This window comes from Exiguobacterium sp. s122, assembly GCF_018618475.1.
Classification (GTDB): domain Bacteria; phylum Bacillota; class Bacilli; order Exiguobacteriales; family Exiguobacteriaceae; genus Exiguobacterium; species Exiguobacterium himgiriensis.
Genome location: NZ_JACSMD010000001.1, coordinates 1877988 through 1896078 on the forward strand (window position 1 = coordinate 1877988; position 18091 = coordinate 1896078).

The following is an 18091-nucleotide window of genomic DNA, read 5'->3' on the forward strand; positions in this document are numbered from 1 at the left end:
TGTAGTCACTCCTTTAACACGGCATCGATGTAGAGTTCTGGTTGGGTGAGCGGTTCGATTGCCTGGGTAATATACGGGTGCATCAACTCGGCACCGAATCCGTAAGCGACCGCCACGGCGAGCAACAAGCATACCGGGACGAGCAAGCGACCCGCATAAGGAACGAGCGGTCCGTCATACGTACCGCGCTCTTCTCCCCAAAATCCATTCAAGAAAATCTTGATGACCGAGAAGAGGACGAATAGGCTCGACACGAGTACGAGAATTGGTCCAAATAAGTCGCCTTCCCCGGCCCCACCTTGAATGATCAACAGCTTTCCAAAGAAGCCGCTGAGCGGTGGAATCCCGGCGAGTGAAAGCGCCGCGATAAAGAACGTCCAACCAAACAACGGGAAGCGGGTAATGAGTCCGCCCATCCCCCGGAGCTGTCCGGACCTCGTGATGCCAATCATCATTCCGACGAGCATGAACAAGACGGCTTTAATCATCATGTCGTGAATCAAATAGTAGAGCGCCCCTTCAAGCGACGTCTGCGTGTTGATAGCGATTCCGTACAAAATGACGCCGACGGCGATCATGATGTTATAGATAATGATGAGTTTAACATCGTTATAGGCAATTGCCCCAACCATCCCGGTCACGATCGTGAGCACAGCAAGGACGATGAGGAACGTCTGCAAGAACGTGCCGTTCACATCAAACAAAAGCGTATACGTCCGAAGAATCGAGTAGACCCCGACTTTTGTTAAAAGGGCCCCGAACAACGCGAGAATCGGTGTCGGTGCGACAACGTACGACCCCGGCAACCAATAATGGAGCGGGACGAGCGCGCCTTTCAAACCGAAGACGATGATAAACAGCACCCCGATGACCGAGATGACGTTCGGGTTGTCGACGAGCGGAATCTTTTGCGCGAGGTCGGCCAAACTGAGCGTGCCGACCGCGCCATATAGATAAGCGACCGCCATGACGAACAGCGCTGAAGCGATGACGTTAACGAGCAAGTATTTAATCGACTCGCGCAACTGGACGCCTCTCCCACCGAGCACGATTAAGACGTACGACGAAATCAAGAACACTTCAAAGAAGACGAACAAGTTGAATATATCGCCTGTCGTGAAAGCGCCGTTGACCCCGACGAGTAAAAATAGCATCGCCACGTATAAGTAGTTCTCCTCATACGCCGCCGAAAAGTAATGGACGGCGAACCAGACGATGAAGAACGTAAGGAGCGTCGACGTCGTGACGAGCAGCGCAGACAACATGTCCGAGACGAGCGTGATCGAGAATGGCGCCGGCCAGTTCCCGAGGTTAAGAGTCAAGATACCCTCATTCGAGACAGTATGCACCAAAAACAAAGACACGAGCAACGTGATAAAAATCGATCCAAGAGCCAGTCCGCGCTGCAGACGCACGTTCTTTGGCAGGAACATCATGATGATCGCCGCGAGCGCCGGGATGACAATCGGAAACACAGGTAAGTTAATCATTCGATTCCGTTCCTTTCATTTCCTCCATATTATCCGTGTTCAGCTCTTGATAAGCGCGGTACGCGAGCACCAAGAAGAACGCGGTCACCCCGAAACTGATGACGATCGCTGTCAAGACGAGCGCCTGTGGTAACGGGTCGGTATAGTCGGTCACACCGTCGACAAGGACAGGTGCGGCACCTGTTTTCAATCCTGACATCGTCAAGACGAGCAAGTGGGCGGCGTGACTGAACAGTGCCGTGCCGATGATGATGCGTAACAAACTCTTTGAGAGAATCATATAGACTGCACACATCGTCAAGGCACCGATGATGATGCTAATGAAGATTTCCATTATTCACTCTCTCCAATCGTTTGAATGATCGTCATCGTCACACCGATGACGACGAAGTAGACACCGAGGTCAAACGCAATCGCCGTATGAAGCGTCTCTTCGCCAAGGAGCGGCAAATAGAATTTGTCATAGGCGTGCGTAAAGAACGGCAAGTCGAAGAAGACAGAATGCATCGCCGTCAATACGGCGATGAGCGCCCCGAGCGCCGTCAACCGGCGATAGTCGAACGGGAGCACCGTCGCGAGCGTCTTCGAATCGAAGGCGAGTAACAACAGCACGAGTGCCGCTGCCGTCATCAATCCCCCGATGAATCCACCGCCTGGCGAGTAGTGACCCGAGAAGAACAAGTGAATCGAAAAGACGATGATGATGAAGAAGATGATCACCGCGGCCGTCTGTAAAATGACGTCATTGACGCGCTTATCACTTTTTGGCTTCATGTCCATGTTCATCTTCTCCTTTCGTACGTTGTGCTGTCGTTCTGAACTTGATCATCGTGTAAATTCCGAGACCAGCGACCGCAAGGACGATAATCTCGAACAAGGTATCGAAACCACGGAAGTCGACGAGGACGACGTTGACCATGTTCTTCCCGGCAGCCAATTCATAGACGTTTTCTTTATAGTATTCCGAGATTGAGCTGATCGATTTGTTCGACAACGTCATGAAGCTGAGCAACATGACCGTGACGCCGACCAGGACCGACACAATCGCATTTCCGACTTTGAAGCGCATGCGCACTTCTTTCTTGCTAATATCCGGCATGTGATAGAACACGAGCAGGAAGAGTGCGACCGACACCGTCTCGATGACGAGTTGTGTGAGCGCGAGGTCTGGTGCTTCGAAGAAGACGAAGAATAGTGCGACGCCATATCCGACGACACCGAGCAAAATGATGGCCGGTAGACGTGAACGCATGAATAGAATCGCGAACGCGCTCAAGATGACGACCGCACCGAGGACGTATTCGTACGGTGCGATTTCTGCCATCTCGCCGAACGAGAAGTTGAACAAATCGAACCACCACATCGAAATCAGGAGCATGCCTGACATGAAGACGAAGATGTAAATCAAATACGAGCGGATGAAGCCCGTCATGTAGTTGTCTTTAAAGCGATACGCCGCCTTGTTCGACCAGACGAGCGTGCCGTCATACATCCCATTCAGCGTTAAGCGATACGGGATACGGTTATAAATCCCCATCCATTTGTTGATCGTGAAGAACAAGAGCGTCCCGACTGCGACAATCCCAATCGTCATGAGCAACTCAGGCGTAATCCCATGCCAGAAGTACAGATCGACTTCGACCGCTTGGCCACCTTCGACGAGCGACGGGTAAATCGCCTCGACGGCAGGACGGATGAGCGTGTTCGATAACACGTTTGGGATGAAGCCGAGCACGACGACAAGCACAGCGAGAATCGCTGGTGGGATGAGCATCCCGATCGGCGCCTCGTGCGGTTGCTTCGGTAACTTCTCAAAATGTGGTTTCCCCATGAACGTCCGTGTAAAGATGAGTAAACTGTAGACGAACGTAAATACGCTCGCAATGAACGCGACGACCGGAATGACCAACCCGATCGTATCGAGCGCGAAGAAGTCGGCGGAGAACACTTTCGTCGTCGCTTTCAAGAACATCTCTTTACTAAGGAAGCCATTGAACGGCGGAAGTCCAGCCATCGACAAAGAACCGATGACAGCGATCGTAAACGTAATCGGCATGACGGTCATTAACCCACCGAGCTTTCGAATGTCACGCGTCCCCGTCTCATGGTCGACGATGCCGACCATCATGAAGAGCGACCCTTTGAACGTCGCGTGGTTAATCAAGTGGAAGATCGCGGCAATCGTTGCGACCATAAAAATATTGTCATCAACGCCGTCATAATGTAACGCCGAAGCGCCGAGGCCGAGGAGCGACATGATGAGGCCGAGCTGACTGACCGTCGAATAGGCGAGAATCCCTTTCAAATCGGTCTGTTTGACCGCATTGAAAGACCCCCAGAAGAGTGTGAACGTTCCGAACGAAACAATAATCCAAAGCCAAAGCGAAGACTCCTGGAACACCGGGCTCATCCGGGCGACCAAGTAAAGTCCCGCCTTTACCATCGTCGCCGAGTGGAGATACGCACTGACTGGAGTCGGTGCCTCCATCGCATCTGGTAACCAAATGTGGAACGGGAACTGCGCCGACTTCGTGAACGCCCCGAGTAAGATGAGAATCATCGCCGGGATGAAGAACGGACTATCGACAATGACCGCTTGGTTCGCGACCATCTCCCGAATGCTGAACGAGCCGACCATCGACTCAAGAAGGACGATTCCCCCAAGCATCGACAGACCCCCGAACACGGTGATGAGCATCGATTTTTGTGCGCCGTAGCGTGAACGCTCTTTCTCGTACCAATACCCGATCAAGAGGAACGACGAAATCGACGTCAACTCCCAGAACATGTACATGACGATCATGTTATCGGATAAGACGACCCCGAGCATCGCGCCCATGAAGAGGAGCAAGTACACATAAAAGTGACCGAGTGATTCTTTGTCTTTATTCAAGTAATAAATCGAATACAAGACAACGAGCGCACCAATCCCCGTGATGAGGAGCGCGAACAAGAGACCGAGGCCATCGACGTACGCCGTGAAGTTGATGCCGAGCGACGGCATCCAGCGCACTGTCTCCGTCACGACACCCCCGTCACTCGTGATGCCGATGTATCGGAAGAAGTACACAAAAAGAAGCGTAGGGACGATTAAAACGAACCAACCCGTATGTATGCGCTTCAGTGCCCGAAACAGAAACGGGACAAACGGTGCCGCAAGGAGCGGCAATAGAATAGCGAGATGTAACACCGACAAGAAAATTCCTCCTTCGAACAGAGTCGTACAAGTGATGGAGCGTGCCCATTTTAAAAGTAGGGTCATCTGACTACATCACGTCTCTACATGAGTATAGCGCAAATTTTCCGTTCTTAGCCATGATTAAAACTTCCCTGTTTCTTCACAAATTCAAACTATTCTCAAACTTTTAAATATGAAGGAACACGTCGGAAAATGTAAAAAAAATCTCATAGTTTCTTGCTCGGGCGACATATAAAAACAACCGACCGGAGACCCGATCGGCTGTTTTGGACATTATTGTGCTGTCGCGATAAACTCTTTTAATGCTTCTTTTGGTTGGAAGCCCATTGTTTTCGAAACTGGCTCGCCATCTTTGAACATCATGAGCGTCGGGATACTTTGGATTTGGAAAGCGCCCGCGACTTCTGGGTTCTCATCAACGTCGAGTTTGACGATTTGGACTTGGTCGCCCATCTCTTGATCAAGCTCCTCAAGAACCGGTGCGATCATGCGACACGGTCCACACCATGCTGCCCAAAAATCGACGAGGACGACGCCCTCTTTCACTTCTTGTTCAAATGTTTGAGTCGTTGCGTGTTTAATAGCCATTTGGTAATACCTCCCCAGTAAGATGTGAGAATCCACTTAGGAACTCTCATGCATTTCATGTTCAGAGTATACCACGCAGGGTAAGTTTCCCCAAACGTTCTGCATTTTAGCTACTGACGAGGTGTTTGCGGAACTCTTCTGTCAAGAGCGGGACCACATCGAACAAGTCACCGACGATGCCGTAGTCGGCAACGGTGAAGATGTTCGCTTCGGGGTCTTTATTGATGGCAACGATGACCTTGGCGTTACTCATGCCGGCCAAGTGCTGGATTGCCCCGGAAATACCGCACGCGATATACAAGTCCGGTGTGACGACCTTCCCGGTCTGGCCAATTTGAAGGGCGTAATCGCAATAGTCGGCGTCACATGCTCCACGTGAAGCACCGACTGCGCCACCGAGGAGTTCTGCAAGCTCTTCGAGCGGCTTGAAGCCGTCTTCGCTCTTCACGCCACGACCGCCTGCGACGATGACTTTCGCCTCGGCGAGATCGACTTTTCCGGTCGCTTTGCGGACGACTTCTTTGACGATCATCGAGAGGTCCTTCAGTTCAACGCTTGGCGTCTCGATTGAGGCGCTCGCCCCATTCGTGCGTGGTAAGGCGTTGATGTTATTTGGACGAATCGTGAAAAACATGACCGAGTCTTTGAACTTCACTTTTTCGAACGCTTTCCCCGAATAAATCGGACGGACGAACTCGGCGTCTTTTTCTGACCCTTCGATCGAGACGACGTCGCTGATGAGACCAGCATCTAAACGAGCCGCGAGTTTTGGTGCGATGTCTTTCCCGAGCGCCGTATGACCGAGAACGATGAGGTCTGGTGACTCTTGGTCGATGAGCTGACGGAGCACTTGCCCATAACCGTCCGGCGTGTAATGCTTGAGGCGTGCGTCTTCGACGACAAGGACACGCCCCGCTCCGTGTTCTGCAAGTTCGTTCGCGAGCGCTTTGACGTCTTCCCCGATGACGACAGCCGTCACATCATCCGTCAATTGTTTCGCCGCGGCGATTGCTTCAAATGATACGTTCCGTAACACGCCTTCACGTGCCTCTGCGAGTACTAAAGCTTTCATAGATGTGTCCCCCTTAAATGACTTTTGCTTCCGTACGAAGTAATTGGACGAGCTCGCTCACTTGTGACGCCGTATCCCCTTCAAGGATGCGCCCCGCTTTTTTCTCTTCCGGCAAGAACCGTTCGATTGTTTCAATTTTCGCTTCAATCTCATCTTCATCGAGGTCGATGTCGGAGAGGTCAAGTTCTTCGAGCGGTTTCTTCTTCGCCTTCATAATCCCAGGAAGGCTCGGATAGCGAGGTTCATTCAACCCCTGTTGCGCCGTCACGAGGAGCGGGAGTGACACTTCGATGACTTCCGTGTCTCCCTCGACGTCACGTGTGACCGTCGCCGTCGTACCCTCAATTTGAAGATCCGTAATCGTCGTCACATAGTTGATGTCGAGAAGTTCAGCGACACGTGGAGCGACTTGCCCACTTCCACCATCGATGGCGACGTTCCCGGCAAAGATGAGGTCCGGCGCTTGTTCTTTCAAATACGTCGCGAGCACTTTTGAAATCGTGACGTGGTCAATCTCCTCGACGTCGTCCTCGATCGAGATGCGGACCGCCTTGTCGGCGCCCATCGCGAGTGCCGTTCGAAGCTCTTTATCCGCGTCGTCCGGCCCGACCGTCACGACTGTGATTTCTCCCCCGAGATCGTCGCGCTTGCGAATTGCTTCTTCGACCGCATATTCGTCATATGGGTTAATAATGAACTCAGCACCATCTTCTTGAATTTCCCCGTTTTCAAGCTGAATCGCTTCCTCCGTATCGAATGTCCGTTTCAGCAATACAAAAATATTCATCGTAGTTCCCCCTTTAAGTTGTTCGCACCATCATTCATGAATCAGCATTCATTTTTTGGGCCAATGAGAGGGCTTACGGTTAAGCAAGCCCTTTTTTCAACATATGGTGTACTTTCGGAAGCGTCGACATCAAGTCGTACTTGAAGCCGCTCGCCATCCAACTCGTGACCACTTCATCGATCGTGCCAAAGATCATCTGGCGAGCAAGACGATAGTCAAGCTGTGGGTCGAACTCACCCGTCTCGATTCCGTGTGCAACGACCGCATCGATCAAGTTCAAATACGGTTTCAATACTTCACTAATCTTTTGGCGGAGTGCCAAATTTGACTGACGGAGCTCGATTTGCGTGACGACGGCGAGGTCGTAATCGGCCGACAGTTGCTTCAGATGTGACTCAATCAAGCGGTAAAGCTTGTCAGCGGCTGTCGCTTCCTGTTCGATTTGTTGCTTCGAATAGTCGATGAACAGCCCCATCTTCGTCTCGAACAACTCGATTAAAAGATGTTCTTTGTTTTTGAAGTACAAATAAATCGTCCCATCGGCGACACCGGCTTCTTTGGCGATGGCCGTCACTTTTGCACCGTGATACCCGTGATCCGCAATCACTTTCACAGCTGCATCGATAATGCGGTCACTCTTTGATCCATTCTTTGTCATAAACCCCAAGCTCCTTACCGCTACTGAAAAATGAATGATGGTTCATTCATTTATTATTCTATCATGTGTGAAGGCGGTGTCAACTGCTTTGTTTCACTTGTTTCGCCTTCTCTTCGTCGACGAGGACGCGTCGCAAAATCTTCCCGACGAACGTCTTCGGCAACTCTTCCCGGAACTCGTACAGTTTCGGGACTTTATACGCGGCGAGCTTCTCGCGGCAATGTTTGTCGAGCTCCTCTTCCGTCACATCGACGCCATCGCGCTTGACGATGAACGCCTTCACCGTTTCCCCGCGATACGGGTCCGGTACGCCGATACAGACCGCTTCTTTCACGGCCGGATGTTCATAGAGCACTTCTTCGATTTCACGCGGATAGACGTTAAAGCCACCGGCGATAATCATATCCTTCTTCCGGTCGACGATATAGAAGAATCCGTCCTCGCCCATGTAGCCGAGGTCCCCCGTCGCGAGCCATCCGTCTTTTAAGACGGCCGCCGTCTCTTCGGGCTTCTGCCAGTATCCTTTCATCACTTGCGGACCGTGCAGGAGCACTTCCCCGATTTCTCCGACGTCTGCCGGCGTCTCTCCGTCTGCCTTTACAATTTTAGCAGAAGTATCCGACAGCGGCACGCCAATCGAGCCGACAATCCGTTTATCCCATAAGAAGTTCGCATGCGTCACCGGTGACGTCTCGGAAAGGCCATACCCTTCGACAATCCGTCCGCCCGTGATCTGTTCGAACTGTTCTTGTACTTCGATCGGAAGCGGGGCCGACCCTGAGATACATGCCTCGATGGAAGACAAGTCGTACTTCGACAGTTTCGGGTCGTTCAGGATCCCGACATACATCGTCGGCGCGCCCGGGAAGAAATGCGGCTTTTTCTTGTTGATCGTCTTCAAGACGTCGGTCACGTCGAAACGCGGCACGAGGACGAGTTCATAGCCGTTCGCTACACCGAAGTTCAGACAGCACGTCATGCCATACACGTGGAAGAACGGGACGACGCTCAGGACACGCTTCTCATCGCCACGGTTATATTTATAGAAAAAGTTCGAGATTTGATCGACGTTCGCCGTCAAGTTGAAGTGGGTCAGCATGACGCCTTTTGGTAGCCCGGTCGTGCCGCCTGTGTATTGGAGGACAGCGACGTCTTCTTTCGGGTCGACCTCGATCGGTTTTACCGGACCGAAATTTTTAAAATCTTTGAATGCGACCGACCCCGTCGTGTCGATGACGATGTTGTTTTCACGTTTTACTTTAATCGGATAGAGCTTGTTTTTTGGGAAAGGGAGGTAATCGGCGATGCTCGTTGTAATAATCGTTTGGATATCCGTCTTCTCTTTGACACGAAGTGATTTCGGATAGAGGAGGTCAAGCGTAATGACAATCTTTGCACCCGAGTCGGTAATCAAGTTCTCGAGCTCATGCTCGGTGTAGAGCGGGTTCGTCTGGACGACCGTGCCTCCGGCGTACAAGACGGCGTAAAACGAGATCACGTATTGCGAACAGTTCGGAAGCATCAAGCTGACGCGGTCCCCTTTTTGTAACCCCTTTGATTGCAACATCGTGGCCAGGCGGTGGGCTGCGTCATCGATTTGGGCGTAGGTCAACTCTTTTCCAATGAACGAGACGGCCTTTCGATCCGGGAAATCTTTCGCAGCTCGGCTGAGCGCTTCATAGAGCGGCTTCACCTCATAGTCAATCATCTCGGGCATGTCGGCTGGGTAATCTTGTAACCAAGGTTTGTTCATCGCTTTTCCTCCTTAGAATGAATAGTGATTCAGTTACCTCCATTATAAGACTAAGAAAACGCTTTCATCTACCCTTTACCCGATAATTTTCAGAAAATATCGAAAAAACGTGATTGGATGATGAAATCCAATCACGTTAAATGCGTTTAAAATAATCTTCTGTCTGCGTTTCATTGCCAATCTTTTCATCGAGTCGATGCACCAAGTCTTTCTCCCATTTGATCGTTGAAAAGTCGATGTCGAGCCATGCTTCCATCTCTGGTCGTGAGAACGCGTACGTCCGATTTGGGAAGGCGAAGCGGACAATTTCGGCGTTTTTAACGAGCGTAAAGTACGTCGCGGCGTTCCGGATGGCGAGCCGCTCTTGCTCGAGACGTTCGAGCTCTGGATCGTCATAGCGCACCGTCAGACCGTATGGACGTTTCTTCGTCTGCAGTTCAATCGACTTGTAACAATCATGCATCGGCAAGTTTTGAGCAATCCCCACAACGGCGCTATTGTCGCCGACTTTGGCGCCTTTATACTGGAACGGATTCGTGCGATTTGTTGACGAATCCGCACAACCCGTCAAGACGAGTAGCAGGGCGAGCAATAGACTGAACCGTTTCATGGGAATGCCTCCTTAGGATTTGAGTTGCAAGTTGAAGCGATAAAGCAGGCGTCTCGCGAGTAAGTGTGCGAGGAAACCGCCAATGATGAAGCCGATCACGTAAAGTATGACACTACTTGGGTATGAGAAGGCCGAGAAAATGATCCCTCCAAGCATAGCGAAGCAAATGATCATCACGACATGGACAAGCCAGAGCCAGCCCGTAAACATGAAGAAACGGCCGTTGTTCTCTTGCGGGGCCCGGTTGAACATGAGAAGACCGAGCGCAAACGTCAACCCGATGAAAAGGAGCGAACTGAGTGGAGCGATTGTCGTGAAGTCACGCCACACAGAATTGTCGGTAAATAAGTTGTATGTGTCGACGTTCGCGATGTTCACAAGCGGTGACAAAATTCGCATCGGAAGGCTTTCCATTGCGGCCGAGTACCATTCGTACGAGACATATCCTGTAATCACTTGAATTGACCCGTTTACTAAAGTCAAAATTCCAATCGGGAACAAAAAGGCAACGATTGACCAGACAACTTGGGAGATCGCCTCGCCTCCGAACGAGCCCATCCAAAGTGACAATGTAAACACAGAGATGCCAATTAAGATGACTAAACCAATGACCGCAATCACTTTCAACGTCTCTCCCTCAATCAGGAACGCGTAGCGTGACAAATGAATCATGATGAGCATAGCTGCCCCACCGATGAGAGAAGAAAGGATGATGCCACTGACGCCGATCAACCATTTAGATATGTACAGCTGGTTGCGGCTGAATGGGAGCGACATCGAAAAATCGGACATTTGGCTGTTGCGCTCACTGCCAATCAAGACAGAGGCCATCAAGAATCCGAACACAACGTAGAGAAAGACGACCGTCTCAATCGGTAAGAGTGTTCCTAACTCCCCGATCGCATAACCGACGCCTGGAATTGTCGTGAAGAAATCTTCCGTCTCGAGTGAAGCGACGTCACGAGGAATCACCCCGTCATCATACTGGGAAGGATTCTGTTGAATATTTCGAATCTGTTCATCATAAAACTGCATCTCATTGAACACTGGAATCGTATAGGCGAGAATCCCGAGCCCGATGAGTAAGATCCATAAGAGCGATACTTGTTTCCAATCTTTCTTTAATAAAACTTTAGACAACATTCGCCTCACCTCCTAATTGGACACGGAACACGTCTTCTAGCGACATCGGAATCTCTTCGACGAGCATCGGCTTGTAGCTGTCGACAAACGCCTCAAGTTCATCCGAGCGCTCACGTGCCATGAATAGAACGACGCGGCCGGTCACGCTCAAAATTTCGATATCTTTTCGTTCAAGCAGTTCGACCGGCACCTCGTCTTGGAAAACGACTTGCCACTTCACGCTCAAGGCACGTGCCTCTTCAAGCGTCATGACGGCCTTGACTCGACCCTTCTCAATCATGACGACCCGGTCCGCGATTCGCTCGAGCTCGTGCAACTGATGGCTTGAGACGATGATTGAACAATCACGCTGCTCGATTTGCGTGATCATGAGCTTCAACACGTCACTTTTCGCGACGACGTCGAGTCCGTCTGTCGGCTCATCGAGTAAATAGTATTTTGCCTGTACGGCGAACGCGAGCGACAGTGTCACCATCGCCTTCTGACCTTTTGAGAGCTGACGAATTTTCTTATTTTCAATGTTGTAACGCGTGAGCGTTTCTCTAAACGTCGAGCGGTTGAACGACGGATAAATCGATTCGTATAAAGCTGCCGCTTCATTCACCGTATAGTGCTTCAGTGCATCGGCCGAGTCGGGCACGAAGATGACGTCCCGCTTCAATTCAGGTGCATGGAAAATACTCGATTTTCCATATAAGACGTCTCCAGTGTCCGGTCGGATAATCCCGACCATCGTCCGGAGGAGTGTCGTTTTGCCGGCCCCGTTCCGTCCGACGAGCGCGACAATTTCACCACGATGGACCGTAAAGTCGACCCCGTCGAGCACAGTCTGTCGATCAATTTTCTTCGTTAGTTGCTGGACTGTCAGCATGGCTCTCCCCTACTTTCTTATATTCCGTCTCGAACAACGTGACCGCCTCGTCAAACGAGACGTTCGCGTAGTGGCAATCGATGGCGAGTTTTTGAATGGCTACAACGACCGGTCCGCGCGAAGCGTCTTGATCGACCCAATCTTTTGACACGAACGTGCCACGACCGCGATGCATCTCGAGCAACCCGAGACGCTCGAGCTCCTGATACGCCTTACTGACTGTATTCGGATTGATGACGAGATCGGTCGCAAGTTCGCGTACCGACATGACCTTGTCCCCGGGCCGTAAAATACCCCGAATGACGAGCGCTTTCGTCTGATTTACGATTTGTTCATATAAAGGTTCCGAACTTTTCATATCCATATTGTAAAGCAATGGCTCACACCCTCTCCTTTTATCCTTTATAAGTGTATTATACGTACTAGTACACGTAAGTGCAATAGTTATTTGAGGGCATCTTTAGTTTACAGTGAATTGGAAATAATTTGTATACGCCTTTAGACCGAGACGCAGTCGGACTTTTCGGGTACATTGAAGGAGAGGTGAACGTAGATATGAAAAAAAGATTGTTAATTGGTGCAGCTGGCCTTGTTTTAGTCGGTTCGATGTATGGACGTGGTGAAGCGACGGAACGGTATGAGACGTATGTTTACGACACGTATGGAGAGAACGTCGAGGTGGACGTGTCACGTGATTGGAAGATGGCGAACTTTAAAGCGACGTTCGAACTCAAACGCCCTCCGCTCCAAGGCACGTATCACGCCCGGACGTACGGTGACGGGACAATCCATGACGACGTGATGTCGACCTACTGGGTACAAGAAGCAGAGTCGACGGTGCATGCCCGACTCGTCGACGCAAATGCCTTGACGGAAGCGGAGACAGTGCGCGCGACCGTGTTCGATGGTGCCGGACGTGGACAAATGATTGAAACGATGCCGGCGACATCGATTTTCGAACTGAATCCCGAGCGATATTTAGGTGTCGCGATCATGTTGTACGAGGCGTGGGACAATACGGACGAGCAAAAGCGACGCGTCCTCGATATCATCCGTCTGCTCGAGGACGATGTGAGGTCGATCCACTTTTCGTTCGACGCGACGCCGGATGAAGATGATGACTTCACGGAGCGCTATTTGAACGTGACGCAAAACGGACGCGATGGGGAGCCTTCGTTTGCCTCGCTTCAAACGATTGACGACTTGAATGATTACGACCGGCTATATGGATTCGACGAGGCAACGTTCATCACGGAATATCGGTTCGACGGAACAACGATTGATCGGGAAACGGCCGACTGAGCCGATTATATCGGGTCAGAGTCGCCTCACTTTACAAGGGGCGACTCGCCTGCTATCATTTGACAAGTCAACGATTGATTCGTCAAATGAGAAAGGTGGGACGCCATGGAATTACGTGATGTGAGCCGATTGCTCTATCAAATCAAACTCGCCGATCAGCGTGTCGCGACTGCATTCGAGACAGAGACGGGCTTTAGCCTGACCCGTTACGAGATGCTTATGGTCGTCGGCGAGAAAGGCGTCTGCTCACAAAGTGAGATTAAAGACGCAATGAAGATCGACAACGCCGCCGTGACGCGGCACCTGAAAATCCTTGAAGACAAAGGCTACGTCTTGCGGGAACGCAATACTGCGAACCATCGTGAAGTATTCGTTCGCTTGACCGATGACGCGGCGCACGCCTTACAGACGTGTGAGCGAAATCATGACACTTCAAGTCACGTGATGAGCGTGTTGTCGGATGACGAGATGGCACAGCTGTCCGTATTATTAAAAAAATTAAACCAAGTCTAATAGAGAGAAAGAGGAGATTCCCAATGGCAACTACATTCCAAAACGATACATTTGAAGACGTCGTACTCGGTCGTAAATCGATTCGTGTGTACGATGAGAACGTTAAAATCTCACAATTAGAAATGCTCGAGATGATTCAAGAAGCGACGACCGCCCCATCTTCGGTCAACATGCAACCATGGCGCTTCGTCGTCGTCGAAAGCCCAGAAGCAAAAGAGACGCTCAAACCGCTCATCCGCTTCAACGTCCGCCAAAACGATACGTCGGCTGCGATGGTGCTTATCTTCGGTGACATGGAATGTTACGAATATGGTGAACAGATTTACGACCAAGCCGTCGCAGAAGGAAAAATGCCACAAGACGTGCGCGACCAACAACTCGCCGCGATTCTTCCGTACTACAAAAACTTATCGAAACAAGAGATGAACGATATCGTCAAAATCGACTCGAGCCTTGCTGCGATGCAGTTCATGCTTGTCGCTCGTGCCCACGGTTACGATACGAACCCAATCGGCGGTTTTGAAAAAGACAAGCTCGCAGAAGCGTTCGGTTTAGACAAAGACCGTTACGTACCCGTCATGATTCTCTCGGTCGGTAAAGCTGCAGAAGAAGGCTACCAATCAGTCCGCCTTGACGCGGAGACAATCACAAACTTCAAATAATCGGAGGGTTTACGATGATTTTAGTCAATGCCATCTTTGACGTAAAAGAAATGGAGTTCGACAACTTCTTAACGGATATTAACAAATTAATCGACTCGTCAAAACAAGAAGCCGGTTGCTTAAGCTATGAGCTTTTCCAATCGACGACGTCCGAGAATCGGTTCGTCATGATTGAAAATTGGGCCGATCAAGCAGCGATCGAGCAACACAACCAGAACCCGGACCTCATCGCCTTTGCCCAAAACGTCGGTAACTACGTGACGGCGAAACCGGTGCTCCATGTGACGGAAGTCGCGACAGGAAACTGACATGTCTTGGCTCACGTTAAGTCTCGGTACACTCGTCGCGCTCGAATTCTTCTACATCCTCTATTTAGAGACGTTCGCCACCCGTTCCAAAACGACGGCACGCGTCTTTAACATGACGGAACAAGAGCTCGCGCGTGACTCGGTGACGGTACTGTTCAAAAACCAAGGCGTCTATAATGGCTTGATCGGTGTCGGCTTGTTGTACGGATTGTTCGTGAGCCAGTCGGTCGAAATCGTCACGATGATTCTCCTTTATATCGTGCTCGTCGCTTTGTACGGGAGTGTAACAAGCAACAAAAAAATCATTCTCACCCAAGGCGGATTGGCAATTTTGACGCTGTTGTCGATGTTGTGGTGAAATCAAAAAGTTCTCCCTCCAAGGAATTGGAAGGAGAACTTTTTTAATGGTGCGGTTCCGTTACGGCTTCAACCGGTGCAGCCCCTTCATACAAGGCCGCCCATTCGACTTCCGTCAATTCACCGACGATAAACTGCTTCGCCGGAAAAATCGTCGACCCGTCCGCCTGTGCGTGAACACGGGCGAGATACAGTCCGTCTTCTTTAAGCGACGTCGTCAATTCGTACGTCCGTTCCCCGACTTGAATCGCTTCTTGCATTCCATACGACAACGTCCCGTCCTTCTTTTGCAGTTCGAGATGGACGAAGTCCGGTGCGTCTTCATTGAGCGTAATCTCGAACGTGACCGGTTCCCCGGGCGTGATGTCGTCCGGAACCGTCACGGTTGCCTCGAGCGGGGTTTCTTGTTTATAGCGTGCAGTCGCTTCCGGATCGACCGAGCAACCTGCCAACGCTATCGTTACGATGAGACTTGTGAGGATTCTAGCCGTTTTCCATTTCATTCGTATCACCCCGCATTCAAATAGCGCTGTAATCTCGACGAGCGTCGGACGACGAGCCAATCGAGTAATGCGACGAAGAGAAGAGATAACCCGACAAGAGGGAAGACGATCCCGAAGCCGACAAGCAAGACGAGAAAGACGTTCCGCCGTGCGTTCGATGGCGCGGACGGTGCCCCGCTCTTCGCGTTCGGTTTCCGTGAATACCATAAGTACGCCCCGCTCACGACGACAAGCACGACACCGAGGCAGATTATCAAGCTCATCACCTGATTGAAGAGGCCGAACTGCGTCCCTTTATGAAGCGTGATCCCGAGCGCGACGGCCTTCCCGACGATGCCGTAATGGTCGTAGCGATAATCGGCGAGCACCGCGCCAGAATATTGGTCGAGGTGAATCGTCGCTTCGTCTTGAGCCCTGTCCGGATAAGCCGACAACGTGTAGACGCCGTCTGCCATGCTCGGAATGCTAATCGTGTAGCTCGGGTCCATCCCGACCGTGTCCGCGATGTGCTCGACTTGGTCGAGCGAAAGCGGAACGTAACCGGCGACGACGGAGTTCGGGACCGGGAGCGTCTCCGCTGCCCATGGGACGTCGGCGACATCCTCGGACTTCACGTTTGAAGTCGGTGCCTCCCCACCCCAAATCGACGGTGGATACCCGACACCAGCGTTCGTCGCGATGGATTGGAAGTTCGCGCCCCAAAAGCCGGACCAAGGGAGACCCGTTAAGACGAGGAACAAGAGGCCCGCCGTCACCCAAAATCCTGGGACGACATGCAGGTCACGCCGCAACATCCGTTTCCCTTTTCGGAGACGTGGATAAATCGTCCCCGATGCCTGTAAACCGTTACGTGGCCAAAATAGATAGAGTCCCGTCGCCATCAAGACGATCGTCCAACAGGCGACGAGCTCGACGATGCGGTCACCGAGCGTCCCCATCATTAGTTCGCCGTGGATGACCTCGACTTGGCTCATGAACCGGTCCGCGTTCAGTTGCGACCCGATCACTTCCCCGCTATACGGGTCGACAAATACTGTCGTCGCCCCTTCTTCCGTCATCACACGGAATTCGCTTGAACGGTCCGCCGTCTCACCCGGTCGATACCGTGTGATTGGAGTATCCGGATATTCGGCTTGGACCCGATTCAGTAGCTCCGTCGCGCTTAACCGTTCCCCGCTCGGCTCGACTTGATAGTAGTCGGCGTAGAGAATTTGCTCGATTTGTGGTTTGAATAAATAAACGGCTCCCGTTACTGCAAGCACCAATAAGAACGGTGCGATGATGAGTCCAGCGTACAGGTGCCAGCGCCAAACGGCACGGTACCAGTCACGCCCTGATGAAGATGATTTCACGAATGATTCCCCCGGTTATGTAATGTGTCCAATATGTGAACAACATAATTGTACGCACTCACACTTTTTGTGACCGCTTACTTTGTGGCTGTTATTTGTCAATATGAAGAAATAAATATGAAATTCGATTCATCAGAATCACACAACTGTATGTAAAAGGGTATATGAGGGGGGTTGTAAAATAGCGAAAGCGAGGTGATGTACATGAACTATACATGTCCATGGGGCGGCTACCAGACAATAACCGAAGAACCCCCTGGTACGTACGACATTTGTCGCATCTGCTATTGGGAAGACGACGGGGGCCAGTTTAGAGACCCGGACTACGAAGGCGGCGCCAACCGAGTGTAACTCCGACAAGCACAACAGAACTATATCCGTTACGGTGTCAGCGAACTTCTGTTTGCAGATTGCGTCCGGACTCCGAACGAGTTCGACGTCAAAGACCCAAAGTGGCAACGACTTCCTGAATCATAAGCATATAGAAACCGCCTCTTCACAGAGATAGAGGCGGTTTAAAGTCATTTTATAAAATAGGCGAGAATGAGATACGCGGCCATAGCCCAAACGAGAAGAATGAATACCCCAGCGAACCAGTTCGGACGTTTCACTTTCTGTTGCGTCGCTACACGCATGCGGCATTCTTCTAAAATGTCTGACGGGACGAGTCTCATGATGAACAAGATGCCGAGCGGAAGTAGAATCAAATCGTCCAAATAGCCGAGTACTGGAATGAAATCTGGAATAAGATCAATCGGACTGAATGCGTAGGCGACGAGTAGCATCGACAACAACGTGACGAGCGCCGGTGTCCGTGGATGTTTGTACACCTCAACTAACACAAATACATCTTCTTTTATCTTATAGGCCTTCGTCTTCACTGTCTGTATGAACCCGTGCACGGTCTTCTCCTCCATTCAGCC

General features: G+C 51.1%; 21 protein-coding genes and 1 pseudogene. 6 read left to right on the forward strand and 16 right to left on the reverse strand.

Annotated elements, in window-relative coordinates; genetic code table 11:
• Window positions 1-5: 5 nt before the first annotated feature.
• The 13 genes from KNP92_RS09695 to KNP92_RS09755 all read right to left on the reverse strand — a co-directional run bounded on the left by KNP92_RS09695 (window position 6) and on the right by KNP92_RS09755 (window position 12535).
• A complete protein-coding gene (locus tag KNP92_RS09695; RefSeq protein WP_214839825.1) occupies window positions 6-1490 on the reverse strand; it encodes a Na+/H+ antiporter subunit D in 1485 nt (494 codons plus the stop codon).
• Window positions 1483-1824 carry a Na(+)/H(+) antiporter subunit C gene (locus KNP92_RS09700; RefSeq protein WP_214839826.1) on the reverse strand — a complete coding sequence of 114 codons (342 nt, stop codon included), beginning with the start codon at window positions 1822-1824 and terminating at the stop codon, window positions 1483-1485. The genes KNP92_RS09695 and KNP92_RS09700 overlap by 8 nt, the downstream gene beginning before the upstream one ends.
• Entirely contained in the window at window positions 1824-2264 is a 441-nt protein-coding gene (locus KNP92_RS09705) for a Na(+)/H(+) antiporter subunit B (RefSeq protein ID WP_034816510.1), read from the reverse strand. The genes KNP92_RS09700 and KNP92_RS09705 overlap by 1 nt, the downstream gene beginning before the upstream one ends.
• Window positions 2248-4686 (reverse strand): Na+/H+ antiporter subunit A, encoded by a 2439-nt coding sequence (locus KNP92_RS09710; RefSeq protein WP_214839828.1) that lies wholly within the window; start codon window positions 4684-4686, stop codon window positions 2248-2250. The genes KNP92_RS09705 and KNP92_RS09710 overlap by 17 nt, the downstream gene beginning before the upstream one ends.
• Window positions 4687-4962: 276 nt before the next feature.
• Window positions 4963-5277 (reverse strand): thioredoxin, encoded by a 315-nt coding sequence (gene trxA, locus KNP92_RS09715; protein WP_214839830.1) that lies wholly within the window; start codon window positions 5275-5277, stop codon window positions 4963-4965.
• Window positions 5278-5383: 106 nt separating this feature from the next.
• On the reverse strand, window positions 5384-6349 hold the full coding sequence (locus KNP92_RS09720) for an electron transfer flavoprotein subunit alpha/FixB family protein (protein ID WP_214839832.1): 966 nt from the start codon (window positions 6347-6349) through the stop codon (window positions 5384-5386).
• Between the two features lie 13 nt (window positions 6350-6362).
• The gene (locus KNP92_RS09725; RefSeq protein ID WP_214839834.1) at window positions 6363-7136 is read right to left on the reverse strand and encodes an electron transfer flavoprotein subunit beta/FixA family protein; all 774 of its coding nucleotides are present in this window, start codon (window positions 7134-7136) and stop codon (window positions 6363-6365) included.
• A gap of 79 nt (window positions 7137-7215) precedes the next feature.
• Window positions 7216-7794 (reverse strand): fatty acid metabolism transcriptional regulator FadR, encoded by a 579-nt coding sequence (locus KNP92_RS09730; protein ID WP_214839836.1) that lies wholly within the window; start codon window positions 7792-7794, stop codon window positions 7216-7218.
• Window positions 7795-7873: 79 nt separating this feature from the next.
• Window positions 7874-9547, reverse strand: a complete 1674-nt coding sequence (locus KNP92_RS09735; protein WP_214839838.1) for an AMP-binding protein — start codon at window positions 9545-9547, stop codon at window positions 7874-7876.
• Between the two features lie 136 nt (window positions 9548-9683).
• A complete protein-coding gene (locus KNP92_RS09740; RefSeq protein WP_214839839.1) occupies window positions 9684-10157 on the reverse strand; it encodes a DUF4825 domain-containing protein in 474 nt (157 codons plus the stop codon).
• A gap of 12 nt (window positions 10158-10169) precedes the next feature.
• Complete coding sequence (locus KNP92_RS09745; RefSeq protein WP_214839841.1) at window positions 10170-11300, reverse strand: ABC transporter permease subunit; 1131 nt, start codon at window positions 11298-11300, stop codon at window positions 10170-10172.
• Window positions 11290-12171: an ABC transporter ATP-binding protein gene (locus KNP92_RS09750; protein WP_214839843.1), complete on the reverse strand. Its 882-nt coding sequence runs from the start codon at window positions 12169-12171 to the stop codon at window positions 11290-11292. The genes KNP92_RS09745 and KNP92_RS09750 overlap by 11 nt, the downstream gene beginning before the upstream one ends.
• Window positions 12137-12535 (reverse strand): GntR family transcriptional regulator, encoded by a 399-nt coding sequence (locus KNP92_RS09755; protein ID WP_251136447.1) that lies wholly within the window; start codon window positions 12533-12535, stop codon window positions 12137-12139. The genes KNP92_RS09750 and KNP92_RS09755 overlap by 35 nt, the downstream gene beginning before the upstream one ends.
• Before the next feature lie 191 nt (window positions 12536-12726).
• On the opposite strand from KNP92_RS09755, the gene KNP92_RS09760 reads away from it, so the two are divergent.
• From KNP92_RS09760 to KNP92_RS09780, 5 genes are all read left to right on the forward strand, one after another.
• On the forward strand, window positions 12727-13473 hold the full coding sequence (locus KNP92_RS09760; protein WP_214839845.1) for a hypothetical protein: 747 nt from the start codon (window positions 12727-12729) through the stop codon (window positions 13471-13473).
• Window positions 13474-13578: 105 nt separating this feature from the next.
• The gene (locus KNP92_RS09765) at window positions 13579-13986 is read left to right on the forward strand and encodes a MarR family winged helix-turn-helix transcriptional regulator (protein WP_214839846.1); all 408 of its coding nucleotides are present in this window, start codon (window positions 13579-13581) and stop codon (window positions 13984-13986) included.
• Between the two features lie 23 nt (window positions 13987-14009).
• Complete coding sequence (locus tag KNP92_RS09770; protein ID WP_214839847.1) at window positions 14010-14648, forward strand: nitroreductase family protein; 639 nt, start codon at window positions 14010-14012, stop codon at window positions 14646-14648.
• 14 nt (window positions 14649-14662) lie between these two features.
• Window positions 14663-14956 (forward strand): putative quinol monooxygenase, encoded by a 294-nt coding sequence (locus tag KNP92_RS09775; RefSeq protein ID WP_214839848.1) that lies wholly within the window; start codon window positions 14663-14665, stop codon window positions 14954-14956.
• A gap of 1 nt (window position 14957) precedes the next feature.
• On the forward strand, window positions 14958-15314 hold the full coding sequence (locus KNP92_RS09780) for a DUF1304 domain-containing protein (RefSeq protein ID WP_214839850.1): 357 nt from the start codon (window positions 14958-14960) through the stop codon (window positions 15312-15314).
• A gap of 43 nt (window positions 15315-15357) precedes the next feature.
• Here KNP92_RS09780 and KNP92_RS09785 read toward each other — a convergent pair whose 3' ends face one another.
• Window positions 15358-15816 carry a hypothetical protein gene (locus KNP92_RS09785; RefSeq protein WP_214839852.1) on the reverse strand — a complete coding sequence of 153 codons (459 nt, stop codon included), beginning with the start codon at window positions 15814-15816 and terminating at the stop codon, window positions 15358-15360.
• Between the two features lie 5 nt (window positions 15817-15821).
• Window positions 15822-17168, reverse strand: a complete 1347-nt coding sequence (locus KNP92_RS09790; protein ID WP_214839854.1) for a PepSY-associated TM helix domain-containing protein — start codon at window positions 17166-17168, stop codon at window positions 15822-15824.
• A gap of 204 nt (window positions 17169-17372) precedes the next feature.
• Between KNP92_RS09790 and KNP92_RS15950 the strand changes: the two are divergent.
• Window positions 17373-17645 (forward strand): annotated as a pseudogene (locus KNP92_RS15950) (CPCC family cysteine-rich protein).
• Window positions 17646-17689: 44 nt separating this feature from the next.
• Here the strand turns inward: KNP92_RS15950 and KNP92_RS09800 are convergent.
• Window positions 17690-18070 (reverse strand): YkvA family protein, encoded by a 381-nt coding sequence (locus tag KNP92_RS09800; protein ID WP_260564063.1) that lies wholly within the window; start codon window positions 18068-18070, stop codon window positions 17690-17692.
• Window positions 18071-18091: the final 21 nt, after the last annotated feature.